This is a genomic window from Vibrio sp. bablab_jr001 (genome assembly GCF_016464285.1).
GTDB lineage: Bacteria > Pseudomonadota > Gammaproteobacteria > Enterobacterales > Vibrionaceae > Vibrio > Vibrio fluvialis.
Window position 1 is genome coordinate 234,806 of the sequence record NZ_JACDWZ010000041.1, and the last position, 18,484, is coordinate 253,289.

An 18,484-nucleotide genomic window follows, 5' to 3' on the forward strand; every position below is an offset into this window, starting at 1 on the left:
TCCGTTGTAACGGTATCGTTCTATTCCATCAGCCCACCAAACAGAATTTCATCTGCGGTTCCCATGGATACGGACTTATTGGCGATCTCACGACCGTCGTCATCAAATAGAGACAAGCGATATCCCTGATAACTCAGGTTATTGTTATCTACCGGTGCATGAAGCCATAACGACACGACGTCACGATGGACGCTACCAAGTGCTTCTCCCAAAATCACTTTTTGACTTGCAACCTCATACCAAACCAAAATTCTTGATTGATGGAACATACCAGCCTCCTGCCGAAATGGTTCAAACGAGATTTCAGTGTACAAATAAAAAAGTGCTAAAGACGGCTCATTTTTAAGACAAAATCGGGAGGGCCACGGAAATCAGGCGCTTAACAATTAGACGAATTTTGAATAGAAGGAAATGGTCAAAAGAGGTTTGGTAATAAGCAAACAAATCATCTGCTTATTACCATTTAACGAACAACGTTTTATTTTATATGCAATTACGCGATATGAACTTAACTATCCATTCAGCACATTGGCAGGCAGATACAACTCTTTTACCGTCAACACTGAACCATATTTAGCCAGCACGGGTTTACCGGAGAGATAGCGGCGCAACATGTCTGCCGCAACGGTGCCTATCAGCTCTTTTTGCTCTTGCTGGCTGTATGTGCGGCTGAACTTCAACAATTGCCCCCATTCACCTTGTGGAGCCGACAGCGCCACACTGAACGTGCCTTCACTCAACGCGCCCGTCACAATCGCCAGATCAGTGCTGCATTTATCTTTGGTTGCTCCCGCAAGTGCAAATACGGCTGCCAGCGGGTCTTTCTCACCAAGACCAGCATCGGTACGATGGCTCAGAATCCAGCTATGACCGCTCAAGCGCTCAACCTGTTCGTTGCTCAATAACCAATTTGACAGCCAGCCTTTGGTTGCCTGCTCGGCGATCGACAGTGACAGACCTTTTTCTTCGATCAAATGACCGATGTGCGCCAACATAGGTTCATCAACGCTGACAACATGCTGTTCAAGATGTGAATAAATCAGTTGCAGCAGTTTAACGCGTGTCTCCAAATCGTTGCGCGGCCCAAACAGTTTCACCTCAATGAACGGCAAGTAAGAGCGGTAGCCCAACACGTAGTCTTTTGGTAGCTGAAGTTTATCCAGTTTGTCGGAGATACCGGATTCAGACGTCCCGAAGGTATAAAGGCGGCTACATTCAAGCCCAGCCTGATTTGGAAAGAGTGCATGCAGGTCAGGCAGAATCTGTTCACTGACCATACGTTTGAATTCTTTTGGTACGCCCGGTGTGAAATAGAACCAGCAATCATTAATCTGCATTTTGAAGCCGCAGGCAGTGCCGATCGGATTATCAATGATCGTCGCTTTTTCAGGTAACATCGCTTGTTTAATGTTGCTCTCTGGCATTTTCACCTGGCGCTGCGCGAAAAAGGCCTCCAGCACTTTCAACCATTCAGGGAAAAGAACCAGTTGTTGTTCGGCGGCCTGTGCGGCGGCGGCGGCGCTTAAGTCGTCGGAAGTCGGTCCTAAACCACCATTGACGATAACGACATCACTGTTGAAGCTGAGCATCATCAGCTCTTCAACCAAAGCCGATTTTTCATCCCCTACCGTCGAGCGTTTAGAGAGCGAGAAACCACTTTCAAAAAATTCTCGTGCCAGCCAAGCGGCATTGGTATCGGTGATGTCACCGTGCAGTACTTCCTCACCAGTACTTAACATCGCTATTTTCAGCATATCTATGACCTTATTTGGGTTCTTTGTGACACCATTCTTTGGCCACTATATCGTTGAATGGCCCAGTATCTCTATCAGTTTTGTGTCAATAAGCGATTTGATTATTTTCATCCCCGCTACTTTAATAGATAATTGTGATACTGATCATTATTATAAAACAACGTCTTGGAGCTACCGTGTCAATAAAACGCATCACTGCATTGATGTTATCGTTACCCGCTTGTGCCCACGCAGCACAATACGATATCAGCCCACACATCGAATTATCCTACTCGGTAGAGTGCCAAACCGTCAGTTGCAACAACGAATCCCCATACCGCTATAAAGCGGTTTCACCTCTGGCAATGAACTTGGATGGTGAGCAAGAGCTGAAAGTGGATGAACCTGCACTCCCCCGCTACCTGACGCCATCTGATACTAAAGATTGGGATTACCTGAAAGATCAAACGTATACCATTCTGGGTTTGAGTGTCGTGACCGTTGGTCTGATGACACTGCTGCCAGAGTCCATCACCAAGTGGGATGAAGATGACCGTAACCTGAGCGGTTTGGGGCAGAAATGGTGGGACAACGTTTCTCAGGGACCGACCTGGGACCGAGACGAGCACTACCTCAACTACGTCATGCACCCCTATTTTGGTGGTGTATACTACACCGCGGCGCGTCATGCCGGTTTCAATGAGTTTGAGTCATTCCTTTATTCAGCGGCAATGTCCGGGCTATTTTGGGAATACGGGGTTGAAGCTTTTGCAGAAGTACCGTCGTGGCAGGACCTTTTTATCACTCCATTTTTTGGTGCCGTGGTTGGTGAAATGATGTTTGAGGCAGAACAGGACATCGTGGATAACGGCGGTGAAGTTTTAGGCTCTGAAAGCGTCGGTAGCGTCACCCTATTCTTCTTAAACCCGGTCGGTCACATTCACGGATGGGTGAGTAACGCCTGGGGCGGTTCAGCCGAATTCCAGTTTGAAAGTAATCCATGGTTTGGCAATCAGGATGCGGCCAAGTTTGCCCTCGACTCAGGTGCGACTTACGACACCCAGTTCATTGGCGCCAGTTTCAAAGTGACGTTCTAATTTATCCGAGTTGTAAAAAAAGCGCCTGCAGGCGCTTTTTTATTGGCTTAACGTTCTACCTGCTGGCGATGTTGTGTTTCCCACAGCAAATGAAACTTCTTGCCTGCCGGCTGATCAACTCGAGCGTACGTATGCGCCCCGAAATAATCGCGTTGCGCTTGAAGCAGATTGGCAGGCAGCACTTCGCAGCGAAGCGCATCGTAATAACTCAGCGCAGACGTCAGGCTCGGCATGGGAACGCCACTGAACATCGATTGAGCTGCAATTTGACGCCATCCCGGCAGTCTATCTGACAATGCAGAGGCAAACTCAGGGGCAAGCAACAGATGCTCTAACTCTGGCTGAGACTGATAAGCCATCGCAATCTGATGTAGGAAACCCGCTCGAATAATGCAGCCTGAGCGCCAAATGCGCGCGATATCAGCAAAATTCAGTTTCCAGCCTTCTTTGTCTGACGTAGTTTTCATCAGGTCAAAGCCTTGCGCGTAAACCGCGAGCTTAGCGCAATAGAGCGCTGATTCCAGATCACGCAGAACGGTATCCAGACAGTAGTCAGCGATCATTGTCTGCGCAGGCAGTTGTTTACTGGCTAACGAACGGCGCGCCTTGTTTGCGCTCAAGGCACGAGCGAATACAGCCTGAGCCAGGCTTGGCGCCGGGCAACCTGTTTGCAAGCTGTTCACCGCCGTCCACAATCCGGTACCTTTTTGTTCGGCGGTATCAAGGATCATATCAACCAGCATCGCACCTGTTTGCGGATCTTGTTGTTGCAGAATATCCGCACTGATTTCCATCAGGTAGCTATTCAGAACGCCCTGATTCCAGCCTTCGAACACCTGACCAATCTCTTGTGCCGACAGCGTTATCACGTCACGCAGGTATTGGTACGCTTCACAAATCAGCTGCATGTCCGCGTATTCAATCCCGTTGTGCACCATTTTAACGTAATGGCCAGCACCTGCAGGCCCCAGATATGCGGCGCAAGAGTCACCTTGTTGATGGGAATCAATCGGTTTACCAGCAGCATCGACTTTTGCAGCAATGGCTTGCCACATTGGCTCGATGAATGCCCACGCTTCTTGATCGCCGCTTGCCATAAGAGACGGGCCGTGACGCGCACCTTGTTCTCCCCCAGAGACGGCGGTGCTGAAGAAACGTAAACGGCCCGTATAAACGTGTTCGCGGCGTTCAGAATCCGTCCACAAGCTGTTACCCGTATCGATAACGATGTCCTGAGATTCTAAACCCGCATCCAGTAGCTGTGTGATCACTTGATCGACGATATCGCCGGCCGGAACTGAAAGTGCAATCACCCGCGGTTTATCCAGCAAACTCAGCAGATGAGCTAAATCATCCGCCGCGGCAAACTGTCCTTTGCCTGCGATCGTACTCAGAGACGCCGCTTCTTGCAGGGTGCGTATTCGATTCGCCTGATTTAAGTCGTATCCGGCAACCTTGATCCCGTGATCAACCAAATTCAGTGCCAGGCTTTTGCCCATCACACCCAGCCCGATCATGGCGATTTGGAAACTCATAACTTGGCTCCCAGTTGGCTAATCGCGGTGAGTGCCTGAGCCACCACGTCGTCCAGTGATTGAGAAATATCGACAAAGATGGCCTCTCCAGCCTGCGGCTCAACCAAGGTCGCGAACTGGCTTTTCAGCATTTTTTCACCCTGAAAGTAGTGGTCGGAGCGCTGTTTAAGACGTGACCAGATGGTGTCGTAATCACCCTGCAGGTAAACAATCACCAGCTCTTCGTTGTTGGTGCGCAAAATATCACGATACTCTGGCTTAAGAGCCGAACAGGCAATCACTGCCGATTCTTGCTCGATAAAGAGGCGATTTAAAGTTTGCAGCCAGCCGTAGCGGTCTTCATCCGTCAGAGGAATCCCTTGACGCATTTTTTCTACATTTTGTTGTGGATGGTAATCGTCACCATCAAAGAATTTCAGGCCCAGCGCTTCGGCAATTTTGCTACCAATCGAGCTTTTTCCGCAGCCAGAAACCCCCATCACTAATATTTTTCTTGGTTTCATAGGACAATACTTCCCTAAGGCCCCACAAAATGGGGCCGCTCTACAAAAAAGTTATATCGCTTGGTTTATTGCCACCACATCGCCAACTGAGGGAATGTGATAACCAGAGCCAGCACGAAAATCTGCATGAAAATGAACGGGATCAGCGAGGTAAAAATCAAACCCAGACTGATGTCTTTCGGCGCCACGGACTTGAGATAAAACGCGGCCGGGCCAAAAGGTGGCGACAAGAATGATACCTGCATGTTCAGACAGAACACCACGCCGAACCAAATCGGGTCAAAGCCCAGGTTACTGATGATTGGCACGAAGATAGGCATGGTCAGCAGTGCAACGCCAACCCAGTCGAGGAACATACCCAACACCAGCAGAATCACCATCATGATGAGCAGTGTGGCCATGGCGCTACCGCCAGACAGAGCCAGAATGGTTTCTTCAACGAAATCAATACCGCCCATCAGGTTGTAAACCCCAACTAAGGCGCTCGCACCGATACCAATCCAGATGATCATCCCGCAGGTACGCATCGTCGCGACGGCGCTATCTTTGAGCATATTCCAGCTCATTTCACGGCGAATGATGGCACTGATCATAATGCCCACAACACCCAAAGCTGACGCTTCAGTGACGGATGCAATACCGGTGTAGATACTGCCCAGTACAACCGCCACCGACAGCAGCGGGAAAAACAGTGCTTTAAAGTAATTCGGATGTTCTGTTTCTTCTTCCAGCTCTTCTTCAAAGCTTGGTGCCAGAGAAGGATTCAGGTAACAACGCACCAATACGTAAGCGATGTAACACGCAGCCAGAATAAACGCAGGCAGGAAAGCAGCTTTAAACAGGTCGCCAATCGACACGCTCGCGGTCATACCGTAAATAATCAGAACGATACTCGGTGGCAGCATGGTGCCCAATGCGCCGCCGGCACACGTGGTACCGATCGCCAATTTACGGTCATAACCCAAGCGCAGCATTTGTGGCAGCGCGAGAATACCCAGCAATACCGTTTCACCGCCGATAACGCCAGACATGGATGCCAAAAGAACCGCAACCAACAGCGTCTGAACCGCAACACCACCGCGCACTTTACGGCCGACAGACTTCATGGCATCAAACAAGTCGCGAGCGATCCCTGAGTGATCCAACATCGCCGCCATCAGAACAAACATAGGAATGGCTAGGAAGATGTAGTCAGAAGCAAAGCTGTACATACGGCTGGTTACCAGTGGAATTGCATCCACACCAAACCAACTCAGAGTGAAAAAGATAGCGACAAAACCAGTGACGAACGCCAGCTGCATACCCGTGAGCAGCAGGCCGATCATCATCGCCAGCATCAGGAGGCTGCCCCACTCAATACCAATTGAAGAAAGATCAAACATCGTGTTTATTCCTCAGGGCTTGAATCTCTTGAATCAAATGCAGCACAAACTGCACGACCAGAATCACTAACGTGATGAAGATAACGGCTTTCAGAAGTGCCGGATACGGAGGGTTAAACGCCGAACCTGAGGTTTCCAGACGCATCTCACCCCATGGAGCAAACCAGGACGCTTCTACCGTAACGTAAGAGGCGTACGCCATCATGCCCGCAAACGCGAGACCGACAATGTGATGCACCAGATTCAGATAATGTTTAGTGCGACGCGAAACGTGATCGTAAATCAGCACTACACGCACATGTTTGTCGGCTGCCATCGCATACACACCGCCAAACACAAACAGTGTTCCGCCTACAAAGGCAGCGGTTTCATGTACCCACGTTGTTGGGGCGTTGAACGCGTAGCGCATCACTACTTCATAAAAGGAAATCGCAACCGTGAACAGAAACAGCAAGCTCAGCGCGTTGCCCAGACGCAGAATCCAGCGATCCAGCGCGTTTTTCGGCTGCTCATCATGGATAGACGCAGCAGGTAGCTTATTCTCGCTCATAACGAACTCTTGTTTAAAACGAGAGGGCAAAACTGCCCTCTCTCAAATGAAGGAAATAGCGGTAATTAAAGTAGGTCGTTGTTTTCCAGGAACTTAGTTACAGAGTCATACACTTTCTGTGCATTTGGAGAACGCTCTGCAAACACTTTCCATTGGCTACGTGCGATTTCGCGGAATTTCTTGCGCTCTTCGTCTGACCAGTTGTGAATCGTAATTTTCGGATTTGCGCTCGCTTCTTTCACTGCCGCCTGGTCAGCAATTTTCAGCTGAGTGGTGATGTCATAAGAGAAGTCGCGTACTGATGTTTCCAGAATCTGTTGCAGATCCGCTGGCATTTTGTCCCATTTCTTCTGGCTGATTGAAATATCGATCAGTGGCAGAGAGTGAAAACCAGGCTGAACCGGATGCACTGCGATGTCGTTCATGCCCGCTTTTTGGTTGGTCGAGAACACGGTGTAGTCCGCCGCATCGATAACACCTTTGCTCAGGCCAGTAAATACTTCAGAACCTGGCAGGTTAACAGGCGTTGCGCCAGCTGCAGCAAATACCTGTTGAACCAGACCTTCCGGCGCACGCAGCTTCAGACCTTTCAGATCCGCCACACCATCAAGAGGTTTTTTCGATACCAGAGATTCAACGCCCGTTGTCGAGGCACCGATGAAATGCACGCCGTATGGTTTGTAAAGTTCCGTTAAAAGTTCGTTACCACCGCCGTAGTTCATGTACTGAAGCAACTGGGTTGTGTCAGACCAAGCACCGACCATGTTACCCAGCAGACCAAACGCAGGATCCTGACCTGAGAAAAACTCCGTCGCGGTGACGTGACCATCAAGAATACCCATCTTGATAGCGCTCAACGTTTCCGTGTGTTTGACCACCGCACCCACTGGCAGTAAATCGATATCGATACGACCACCCGACATTTTTTCGACACGGTCAGCCCAGTTTTGTTGGATTTGGAAGTTGCGGTCACCTGATGGGTCAGAAGACTGAATCTTGAGTTTGAAATCCGCAGCCATTGCAGACATGGATACTAAACCTGTCACCGCGGCAGCGATAAGCGTTCTCGTCATAGCTTTCATTGAATCGTCCTTAAGAGTTTCACGTAAAAACCGGTTTATGTTTTTATGTTACCGGTAACTTGCAGGGTGAATGTTACTGGTAACTCCTATATTGTGTCCATGAGATCGATCACAGCTTTTAAACAATTATTAACATCCCTCTCAACAACAGATGCTTTCTGATAACCTCACCTATAAATCACTGTTTCAACGAGCCAAAATTGTGCTGAGGTTTGAAATATTGAAACTTGCCCCATTCCGTCCTCCAAAAAATTGACTTTCATCAATCCTCGGAGCCTCACAACACCTAAACTCATAGAAAAGGATGACCAAGGTGAAGTTCGGAGGCCGTTATGACTTGTACTTTTATTGTAAATTTTGTGGGCACAGCAACGCCGTCCACCATTAAACAACTGGCCGCTATCACTCATGAAAATGATGGTAAGTGGCTAATCAGCAAAGTAAATTTCATTGAAGATCAAGTAGCTGCGGTGATTAAGGTTGAAATGCCGCTCGCTAAAGCACAAGTCGTCAAAGAAGCATTCCAGTCCTACCCGGATCTACTGGTACAAATAGTAGACTGCGATACGAAACCGCACAAAGAAGACACCATTTACCAGTTGCGGTTAGATGCCAATGATCGCTACGGCATCGTCAACGAGATTACCCACGTGCTTGATAGCCAAGGCATCAGTATTCTCGATATGGACTGCCAACGCGTATTCATTGCCGGTGGCGGCGGTGTGAGTTCCAGTTTGTTCACGGCCAATATGGCAATTCGTCTGCCACCAGAAATCGACATTGATGATGTCGCCAAAGAGCTCGAAGCCCTGAGTGAAGACACTCGGGTCATTCTGGAAGCATAACAACACACAAGAATGTATCGATGTTCGGGAGGCCTGTGGCCTCCCTTTTTATTTAGTGTTTTATTTAACCCGTGAATATTTTTCTTGAAGCAGCTAACAATCTTGCTTGATGCGGTTGAATTCTCGTACTTTTCTACCACGCTTAAAGCGGGATCTCGGTCCCAACATAATTCCAATAAATAACAGTCCGAAACAAGAACAGCGTACATCAATTGGTTGGGTAGGAAACGTCATGTTGAAGCTTAAGAACATTAGGGTCAGCTATAAGCTGGCTATTATTCTATTGGTTGGCATCATAGGTTTTGTCAGTCTGTTATTCATTGCCGCCACAGCATTGAAAAACAATTTAGTTGCCGAGCGTGAGGCACGCCTCAATGCCGTCATTAACACCACACTCTCCCAGATAGCCTATCTGGAAAAATCACAGCCTAAACAACAAGCTCAGGAAGCGGCGAAAGCCCTGATCAATTCAGTCCGTTTTGATAGCGATAACTATTTGTTTGTTATTGATGAGTCTCGTCAGGTGGTTGTTCATCCTCTGCGCCCAGATCTGGTGGGCCAGCAAATGGGCAATGATCGAAGCGGCGAGGACAGTTTCTGGTACACCATGGTTGATTTAGCCAGAGGCGGTCAACATGGCGTACTCACCTACCCTTGGAAAACCGCATCTGGCAAAGAAGCAGACAAACTTTCCGCCGTTCATGGTTTTGCCCCATGGGGATGGATTATTGGTTCAGGGATGCTGCTGGATGATATCGAACGCGCGGTCGAAAAACAGTTCTGGAACATGGCCGTCGCCACTCTGATTGCCATTATCGTTATGGCTGTTTTTGGCATTGTCATTAGTCGCGCGATTGTGAATCCTCTCGAACAAATCAAAGATTCGATGAAGAAGGTGGCCCAAGGGGATCTGACAGCCACCATACCAGTTGAGGGTAACGATGAAATCGGCATTGTGGCACTTCGTATCAACGAAAGTGTCGCGTCGATGCGTGAGGCGTTAGTGGAATCGGTCAAATCTGCCAGTGAAGTCGCTGAGGCAGCGATTCGTATTGCCTCTTCCGCCGAGGAAACCAGTCAGGCTGTTGTGAGCCAGCGCGATCAGCTCAGTCAGTTGGCAACCGCGATGAATGAAATGAGTGCGACCGTCGCTGACGTTGCAGGTCACGCAGAGGAAACGGCTCGAGACACCATGGATGCGAGTACAGAAGCTGGACTGGGTGACAAAGATGTGCACTCCAGTGTCGACAGCATCAAAGCGTTATCTCACGAACTTGAGTTGGCAACTGAGCAAGTGAATAAGCTCAAGGAAGGTGTCATGCAGATCAGCGAGGTCACAGCGGTTATCAGTGGCATTTCAGAGCAGACTAACCTGCTGGCACTGAACGCAGCGATTGAAGCCGCCCGGGCAGGTGAACAAGGACGAGGCTTTGCCGTAGTCGCAGATGAAGTGCGCAATCTCGCGAGCCGCACTCACCACTCGACCGATGAGATTCAAACCACCATTAATCGCCTGCAACAATTGGCCGTCACAACGGCGACTGCGATGCAGAAGAGTCAAGAGCTTGCCTACAACAGCGTAGAACGCGCTGAAAATGCGGGAAGCGATTTGTCACTGATCGTCAATCATATTCAACATGTGAGCGACAAAGCGACACAAATCGCCACTGCGGCGGAAGAGCAAAGCGCAGTCGCTGAAGAGATGAACCGCAATGTCAGTGGTATTAATGATGCCGCGCTTGAAATGTCGCAGGCGGCGAACTATCTGGCCGAAGAGAGTGAAAAACTGGCTGACTTGTCACGCCAGCTGGATGACAAACTTCTCCACTTCAAGCTTTGAATCCGCACAAACAAAAAATCCACCGCTAGCGGTGGATTTTTCTATTTTCATCAGCAATCGATTATTTTACCGACCACAGAGACAGTGAGCGTTTAAAATCGTCGTAACCAAATTCGTTCAGCTTCTGAATTTCGCCCGAGGTGCGTTCACAGTACACCGATGGCATTTTCAGGCCGTTGAACCAGTTCAGTTTCACCATGGTGTAACCCGCACTGTCGAGGATATGCAGTTTCTGACCGACTTTTAGCGGCTCATCGAATTTCGCAACACAAAACTGGTCGCCAGCCAAACAAGAACATGAGCCGATCACGTACTCGTGTTCGCCGTTCTCGCTGGCTTCCAATACCGATGCTGGCTCTTTGTAGATCAGCGTATCCAGACGGTGCGCTTCCGTTGCCGAGTCAACGATGGCAGTTTTCATGCCGTTTTCAACGATGTCTACCACCGTGACCACAAGGTCAGTCGTTTTGGTAATCACCGCTTCGCCCGGTTCCAGATAAAGCTGAACGCCGTGCTTTTCCGCGAAGGCTTTCAGAGCGAGACCCAGTTTCTCAACATCGTAGCCCGGCCAGGTGAAGAATACACCGCCGCCCAGACTCACCCAGTCCAGCTTGTTCAGGTACGCACCAAAACGCTCTGAAATGGAATCCAGCAGGTGGATAAACGCATCCACATCTTTGTTTTCACAGTTCATGTGGAACATGACACCGTTAATGGTATCGAATACCGCCGGATCGATATGATCAGCCTGTACACCCAGACGAGAGAACTGGCGTGCAGGGTTTGCCAAATCTTGGCCCGCGTAGCTGACGCCCGGGTTCAGACGCAGGCCCAGAGACGCTTTACCTTCCACCAGGTGACGGTACGCACTCAGTTGAGACTGAGAGTTGAAAATCATTTTGTCGCAGATGTCTGCCACTTCTTTAACGTCATCTTCGCTGTAACCCACACTGTAAGCGTGCGTTTCACCACCGAAAGTATCGAAACCCAGCTTAACTTCAAATGGACCAGAGCTGGTTGTACCGTCCAGATACGGTTTGATGATGTCAAAAACACCCCAGGTTGAGAAACACTTCAGTGCCAGTACCAGCTTTACGCCGGAAATGTCTTTCAGACGTTTAGCGATTTCGAGGTTCGCAACCAGCTTACCTTCGTCAATCATGAAGTATGGGGTTTTCAATTCGCTTTTTTGCATCTTTTAGGTTCCTGAATGCTGCCAAACAGTGGCAACAGTTTCTGAATCTTTAAATGGAAAAAACAGCCATCACGAATGACGGCTGTTTGTCTCATCTTGAACCAAAAGGTGGCATACCTTTTAGTCGCTTTGATTAATTAAGAATGTTGATAACCGGTTTGCCAGGCTGCAATTCCTGAACTTCCCAGTCCAGACCGATGGACGGCATGGTTTCCAGGAATGGGTCCGGGTTCAGCTGCTCCATGTTAAACACGCCAGCCTCTGCCCATTCGCCGCGGAAGAACTGAAGCGCAGCAGTGATTGCCGGCACACCCGTGGTGTAAGCAATCGCCTGATGCTCAACATCTTTATAAGCGACTTCGTGATCAGCGTTGTTGTAAATAAATACACTACGCTGTTCGCCGTTTTTCTTGCCCTGAACCCAGGTACCGATACAAGTCAGACCGGTATAGCCTGGAGCCAGAGAAGTTGGATCCGGCAGTAGCGCCTTCAGAACGTGCAGTGGGTGTACCACCGTACCATCCTGAAGCGCAATAGGATCCGGACTTAACAGACCGATGTCACGCATGCAGTTGAAGTAGTTCAGATAACGGTCACCGAAGCCCATCCAAAACTCAATACGCTTTGCAGGAATAAATTCCTTCAGTGAACGCACTTCATCGTGTGCCATTGAGTACACTTTGAAAGGACCACATTTAGGAAAATCAAATTCCATCATACGAGTGTGGCATGGTACACGCTTCCATTCGCCCTCTTCCCAGAAGAAAGAGTCGCCCTGAATTTCCAACATGTTGGTTTCAGGATCGAAGTTAGTGGCGAATTTCTTGCCATGGTCGCCCGCGTTGATATCCATCACATCGATAGACTCAATCTCATCAAACAGGTGTTTTGCGGCATACGCTGCAAACACGCTCACCACACCCGGATCAAAACCTGCACCCAGAATACCGGTGATACCAGCTTGTTTGAACTTTTCGCGGAACGCCCACTGTGGGTCGTATGCTTCAGGAACCAGTTGACCTTCAGAACACAGGTCCACCGCAACAGAAGTGTCCAGATAGGACACTTTTGCACGGTAACAGGCTTCCATAATTGGCACGTTGACCCAAGGTGGTCCAGCGTTGATCACAAGATCAGGCTGAACCTCTTCGATTAACGCTACTAGTGCGTCTACATCGTCAGCATTTACTGCACGAGCTTCTAGCTTCTTAGTAGAATCTTTCAGGTTTTGTTTGCCCTTGATTGATTCAATGATCTTCTCACACTTCCCAATTGAACGGGAAGCAATGGTAATATCACCCAGCGCGTCGTTGTTCTGTGCCGCTTTATGTGCGACCACCCAGCCAACGCCGCCCGCCCCAATCTGTAGAATTGACATAGTATCCGTTTACCTTTATTTCGCTAGCTCTTCCGCTAGAGTTTCAATTTTAGCCAGTAGAGATTCGAAGTCCGAAATCTTCAAGCATGGGTTCAAGATTGTGAATTTCAAGGCAGTTTTGCCATCCACAATGGTTTCGCCAAGTACTGCGACACCACGTACCAGAGCTTGCATACGAACGACTTTATTCAGTTCATCCATATCAGACGCCTGGTTGTTTACCGCGCGGAATAACACGGTAGACAGAGATGGTTCAGCCAAAAGCTCGAAGGCTTTATGCTGACGAACCAATTCGGCCACTTGTTGAGTTTGCTCCAGCAAGTGATCGTACATTGCACCCATTTGTTTAGGACCCACGTTTTGCATGGTCATAAACACTTTCAGAGCGTCAAAGCGTTTTGTTGTTGAGATAGACTTATCAACCAGGTTTGGCAGAGTGTCATGCTCACGGTTCAAGTAATCTGCATGGTGCAGTAGGAACTTGAAGTTGCTCTTATCTTTCAGCAGCAGTGCGCCACAGCTGATGGTTTGGAAGAACAGCTTATGGAAGTCAACGCTGACTGACTGAGCACGTTCGATACCGCTCAGACGATCTTTATGGCTACTCAGAATCAGTGCGCCACCGTAAGCACTATCAACGTGCATCCACATCTCGTGCTTATCAGCAACATCCGCAATCGTCACCAGATCATCAATCGCACCGTGGTCTGTTGTACCCGCAGTACCGACGATAGCAAATGGGATCAGACCTTCCGCTTTCGCTTGTTCAACGACAGCTTCCAGCTTAGTCACATCCATTGTACCGTTCGGCAGAGCGTCAACCGCCAAGATCGCTTTCTCACCCAGACCCATCCAAGAAGCAGACTTCTGAACAGTGAAGTGAGATTTCTTCGAGCACACAATACGCAGTTTGTCCGCGTACTCTGGCAGACCCAGTTTCTGAATCGAGTGACCGCTCAGCTTGTCTGCCATCCAGTCACGTGCCAGCATCAGGCCCATTTGGTTGCTCTGAGTACCACCACTGGTGAAGATACCGTCCGCTTGCGCGCCCAGTTCGTACTTCTCACACATCCAGTCAATCACTTTCTGCTCAACAAACGTTGCCGCAGAAGACTGATCCCATGAATCCATAGATTGGTTCAGAGACGCAATGATCGCTTCCGCTACAACGGAAGGCATCAGCGGTGGCGTGTGCAGGTGCGCGATACAGTCTGGGTGCTGAACAATGATTGAGTTCTTCGCAACCAGTTCCGCAGTTTCAGAAATCACATCTTTCAGAGATGCGTTCTTGTTATCCAGATCAACAGCATAAATCGCTTCTTCCAGCACTTTAGGGTCGATACCTGAATATGGCGCATTCACTTCTTCAAACACGGCTTTCATCGCAGCAGTGGTGTGGTTCATCACTTGTGAGAACTCTTGGCTACCCATGTGACCGGTGTGAATGAAGTGTTTTTTCCACTCTTGGTTTGCTTGCTCTGGATCTTTCTGACCGCCACCAGCGGCAAGAATCGCTTCTTCCAGTGTGCGCAGGGCAAAGTCGATCTGTTCAAAAGAGATAATCAACGGTGGAAGGAAACGAATCACAGAACCTTCACGGCCACCTTTCTCAACCATCAGACCACGCTCCAGCGCTGCACGCTGAATGCCCAGAGTCAGTTGAGGTGCCGCTTTTGGCTCACCAAATTTGTTCAGCTCGCCGCTTGGATCTTTAATTTCCAGACCCAGCATCAAGCCTTTACCACGTACTTCTGCAACACAGTTTACGCGGCTTTGAATTTTTTCCAGACCCATACGTAGGTATTGGCCTTTAATATTTGCCTGCTCAACCAGGTTATCACGTTCAATGATTTCCAGTGCTTTAGCACCCGATACCATTGCCAGCTGGTTACCACGGAATGTACCTGTGTGCTCACCTGGACGCCATGTGTCGTGCTGCTTGTTGATCACCAGCAGTGACATTGGCAGACCGCCACCGATTGCTTTTGACAGACACAGTACATCAGGAACGATACCCGCTTCTTCAAATGCAAAGTTGTAGCCAGATTTACCCACACCACACTGGATTTCATCGAAAATCAGCAGGATGCCGTGCTCGTCACAGATGCGGCGAAGTTCACGCAGGAAGAATGCTGGAGCAGGAATTACACCGCCCTCGCCTTGTACTGGCTCGACGATGATCGCCGCTGGCTTCATGATGCCCGCTTCGTCGTCGTTCAGCAGACGCTCGATGTAACGGATGCTCGCTTTCGCGCCTTCATCGCCACCCAGACCAAACGGACAACGTAGGTTGTACGGGAATGGCATGAAGTGAACGTCAGACATCAGACCAGTACGACGTGCTTTAGTATTCAGGTTACCCATCATACCCATAGTACCGTTGGTCATGCCGTGGTATGCACCGCGGAACGCAAACATGGTGTTGCGGCCAGTGGTTTGTTTAGCCAGTTTGATTGCCGCTTCAACGGCGTCTGCACCAGATGGACCACAGAACTGAATCACACAGTTATTACCCAGCTCTTCAGGCAGGAATGCTTTAACAGCTTTGATAAAGTTGGTTTTTGCTTTAGTCGCAATATCCAGCGTTTGGTAAGGCAGACCTGAATCCAGTTGCTCTTTCAGAGCCTGGTTGATTTCTGGGTGGTTATAACCAAGCGCCAGGGTACCTGCACCCGCAAGACAGTCCAAAAAGATCTGGCCACGAGTATCTTCTACCAAACAGCCAAAAGCTTGTTTGATGGCGATAGGTAAACGGCGTGGGTATGAACGTACTTCAGATTCATGCTCAGCTTGTTCAAGGAGAATTTCATCTGGAGTAAGGTCATAAGTACCTTCTAAAACTGGTACTTGGTTGGAAAACATAGTTGCGATAGTGTTATCGACTTCAAAGGCTGTACTCATCTTCGTCCCCTTGAATGGTTAAAACTCTGTTCATTTCCCGGCAGTAAGTTGTTTTGAGAAATGACAAATAGCAAAACGCTCCGACTGAGTCCGCAGACAAATTCGGAAATACTGTAGGCCATCAGCTTGATGACAAATCACTAAAAACAGGAATCAAGGTTCGGTTATGCTGCTGTCCTGTCGAACAGGGCATAGAGGAAGTACAAAGCTGATTAATGTGTGTAAGTTAAGTGAGTTCAATGTTGGGTATCCCATTCACATGCTGTTCCCACAGCAAGAGTATCCCGTCTATCAGTAAAAGGACTTACTGATACCTACCCTACGTAATGTCCCAATCAGCCTGAATGGTCACTACGCGTATCCCCCGGAAGCACTGTCCGAGATTGGTGCGGAACTTAACACAAAATCGGCCTTATCCGCAATCATTTTTCATCGATAAATAACAACTAAATCAACAGAAAATATCACAATTATCTATTATTCAGAAAGTTATAAAATAGAGACCAGAAAAAGCCCTCATCACTAGGATAAGGGCTTGGTTTTATAACACATTTAAACAGTTTCTGTTTTAACAATCTGACTGAGTAATGCCTGTGCGACGTCGTCCGTCATTAAACCACTTGAACTGGTTAGTCCAAAGATGTCTACCCCATTGTCAATCACGATAGATTGCGTTTCGCCGCTGTCGTGCGAAACCTGCAATGTGACATCTTCAGCACCCACTACCACATCAATTTTGCTCAGCAACGTATTGAAGTCTTCACCAGAATCCAGCACCGCAGATAAATCAAGTTTGTCGGTATTAAACTCGAAGTTTTTCACCACATCGGTACTGTTATCGAGTGCGCTATCGAGCCAAGTAAAGACATTTGCCTGAGAGTCGCCTATCAACACGTCATTACCGATTGTCGCATTCACCACGGGGTCACCAGCTTCAGCCGAGAAAACGTGGTAAGACGGAGTGCTGTCGTCCGCATCCAGCGTGACCGTTGCAACGTTACTGAACTCACCATCCGAGTCCACAGCCTGATAAGTAAAGGTGGAATCATCAACCACCGTTTCTGTGCCAGACAAATGAGTCACCACATAGTTAGCACCCGATGAACCGTCATTGTTAGAGGCGGTAAAATCAAGGCCAATCACAGGATCATCTGACGATGCGGTGTACGAGTAGTCGCCATTCCCTTGATAAGAGATGGTGACTGGATCGCTGTTTTCGAAATAGTAAGTCACGGTTGCAGCATGATTGGCATTCAATCCATCCACCCCAAAACTGATGGTGTAGAGTGGATTTTCACTCAAGTCGACGTGCAACGTTTCCTGACTGTTAATACCATTACCCGTTGCGACCGACAAACCAGTCCCTTGTTGAACCGTGTCAATCAAGGTCACCTGTTGTGAGACTTCACTGCCATTGCCCAATGTTTTGAACGCTGAGATGTAAATGGTATTTCCGTTATCTAGAACAAATTGGTAATCATCATCGACCGCAACTAGAGAGCCATCATCTGTCGAACCAATCACCACTTCGTTACCTTCCGGCACATAAGTGATGTTGTTAGGATTGAGTAGAACCGGGTCTTCTAGTTGCCCTGAAACATACACATCCGCTGAAGTCAGCTCTCGGGTCACGCCATTTTCATCGGTGTAAAGAAGTGTTCCATTGTCAGGTAGAGACGTCAGTACAATGTTCAACTGCGTGCCAGTGAAATCATCGTCGACGTCAGAGATGTGGTCATTCGCTTCTACGTCTGAGTCAAATACAATGGTAACTTCTGAGCTGTTGCCTAAAAGCACTGTGAAATCTTCTGCGACAGGAGGCTCGTTAACGTTCAACTCTTTGAGTACCACATCCACATCTGTTGATTTCATTGCACCCAAACCATCCACTTCCGTCGCTGTAACGACCAGATTATGAATATTGGATTCCTGTTCAAAATCATTGGTAAAGGCCAGTACACCAAACGAGGTCAGATAGATAGCCCCGGTCGTAGCGTTGATCCAAAACAGTGGATTATTGTTACTGTCATACACATTAGTTTTAATGCTGTAGGTAACGTTTTCACCGTCAGCATCGGTTGCTGACACTGTGCCGATCAAATCAGACTCTTCACTATCTTCTTCGTAAGTAAAAATATACTCGTCGTCAAAAATTGGGGCATTATCATCAAGATTAAGCTCACTTAGCTGAACATCGATCACTGTAGATTTCTGCTCGCCCAATCCTTCCACTTCCGTTGCCATAACCTGAATGGTATGGGCATTAGGTGTATCTTCAAAATCGTTCGAGAACGCGGTGACGCCCGCCGCCGTCAGGCTGATCGCACCGCTGACCGCATCGATCTCAAACAAGGCTTCATTGGCATCGTTGTACACGTTGGTGGTAATGGAATACGTCACCGCCTCGCCGTCACCATCAGTGGCCGACACGGTACCGATCACA

The 18,484-nt window shown here is 48.6% G+C and carries 14 protein-coding genes; 3 read left to right on the top strand and 11 right to left on the bottom strand.

Translation table 11 applies throughout. The features are described 5' to 3' along the window. Positions 1-20: 20 nt before the first annotated feature. Together JIG40_RS07040 and JIG40_RS07045 are read right to left on the bottom strand one after the other, a co-directional pair. Positions 21-269 carry a hypothetical protein gene (locus JIG40_RS07040; protein ID WP_020428572.1) on the bottom strand — a complete coding sequence of 83 codons (249 nt, stop codon included), beginning with the start codon at positions 267-269 and terminating at the stop codon, positions 21-23. A gap of 243 nt (positions 270-512) precedes the next feature. After that, a complete protein-coding gene (locus JIG40_RS07045; protein ID WP_020428573.1) occupies positions 513-1,754 on the bottom strand; it encodes a CinA family nicotinamide mononucleotide deamidase-related protein in 1,242 nt (413 codons plus the stop codon). Positions 1,755-1,930: 176 nt separating this feature from the next. Here JIG40_RS07045 and JIG40_RS07050 point away from each other — a divergent pair, with 176 nt between their 5' ends. Continuing rightward, positions 1,931-2,830, top strand: coding sequence for a DUF3943 domain-containing protein (locus JIG40_RS07050; RefSeq protein WP_024374839.1), 900 nt, complete (start codon positions 1,931-1,933; stop codon positions 2,828-2,830). 47 nt (positions 2,831-2,877) lie between these two features. Here the strand turns inward: JIG40_RS07050 and gndA are convergent, their stop codons facing one another. The 5 genes from gndA to JIG40_RS07075 all read right to left on the bottom strand — a co-directional run bounded on the left by gndA (position 2,878) and on the right by JIG40_RS07075 (position 7,882). After that, complete coding sequence (gene gndA, locus JIG40_RS07055; RefSeq protein WP_199465036.1) at positions 2,878-4,365, bottom strand: NADP-dependent phosphogluconate dehydrogenase; 1,488 nt, start codon at positions 4,363-4,365, stop codon at positions 2,878-2,880. Beyond that, the gene (locus tag JIG40_RS07060) at positions 4,362-4,868 is read right to left on the bottom strand and encodes a gluconokinase (RefSeq protein ID WP_154184351.1); all 507 of its coding nucleotides are present in this window, start codon (positions 4,866-4,868) and stop codon (positions 4,362-4,364) included. The genes gndA and JIG40_RS07060 overlap by 4 nt, the downstream gene beginning before the upstream one ends. A 65-nt stretch (positions 4,869-4,933) precedes the next feature. Next, positions 4,934-6,250: a TRAP transporter large permease subunit gene (locus JIG40_RS07065; RefSeq protein WP_199465037.1), complete on the bottom strand. Its 1,317-nt coding sequence runs from the start codon at positions 6,248-6,250 to the stop codon at positions 4,934-4,936. Then, positions 6,243-6,800 carry a TRAP transporter small permease subunit gene (locus tag JIG40_RS07070; RefSeq protein WP_020330362.1) on the bottom strand — a complete coding sequence of 186 codons (558 nt, stop codon included), beginning with the start codon at positions 6,798-6,800 and terminating at the stop codon, positions 6,243-6,245. Before JIG40_RS07070 ends, JIG40_RS07065 begins: the two co-directional genes overlap by 8 nt. 65 nt (positions 6,801-6,865) lie before the next feature. After that, positions 6,866-7,882: a TRAP transporter substrate-binding protein gene (locus tag JIG40_RS07075; protein ID WP_032082614.1), complete on the bottom strand. Its 1,017-nt coding sequence runs from the start codon at positions 7,880-7,882 to the stop codon at positions 6,866-6,868. Between the two features lie 332 nt (positions 7,883-8,214). Between JIG40_RS07075 and JIG40_RS07080 the strand changes: the two genes are divergently transcribed. Together JIG40_RS07080 and JIG40_RS07085 are read left to right on the top strand one after the other, a co-directional pair. Next, positions 8,215-8,727, top strand: coding sequence for an ACT domain-containing protein (locus tag JIG40_RS07080; protein WP_020330360.1), 513 nt, complete (start codon positions 8,215-8,217; stop codon positions 8,725-8,727). Between the two features lie 232 nt (positions 8,728-8,959). Next, on the top strand, positions 8,960-10,567 hold the full coding sequence (locus tag JIG40_RS07085) for a methyl-accepting chemotaxis protein (RefSeq protein WP_020330359.1): 1,608 nt from the start codon (positions 8,960-8,962) through the stop codon (positions 10,565-10,567). 61 nt (positions 10,568-10,628) lie between these two features. Here the strand turns inward: JIG40_RS07085 and nspC are convergent, their stop codons facing one another. From nspC to JIG40_RS07105, 4 genes are all read right to left on the bottom strand, one after another. Further along, the gene (gene nspC, locus JIG40_RS07090) at positions 10,629-11,762 is read right to left on the bottom strand and encodes a carboxynorspermidine decarboxylase (protein WP_158150909.1); all 1,134 of its coding nucleotides are present in this window, start codon (positions 11,760-11,762) and stop codon (positions 10,629-10,631) included. A 133-nt stretch (positions 11,763-11,895) separates the two neighbouring features. Continuing rightward, entirely contained in the window at positions 11,896-13,140 is a 1,245-nt protein-coding gene (locus JIG40_RS07095; protein ID WP_020428588.1) for a carboxynorspermidine synthase, read from the bottom strand. A 15-nt stretch (positions 13,141-13,155) separates the two neighbouring features. Then, positions 13,156-16,041, bottom strand: a complete 2,886-nt coding sequence (locus JIG40_RS07100) for a pyridoxal phosphate-dependent class III aminotransferase (RefSeq protein WP_199465038.1) — start codon at positions 16,039-16,041, stop codon at positions 13,156-13,158. A gap of 552 nt (positions 16,042-16,593) precedes the next feature. Continuing rightward, positions 16,594-18,484: cadherin repeat domain-containing protein (locus JIG40_RS07105; RefSeq protein ID WP_199465039.1), on the bottom strand; the 1,891-nt coding region annotated here is incomplete at its 5' end.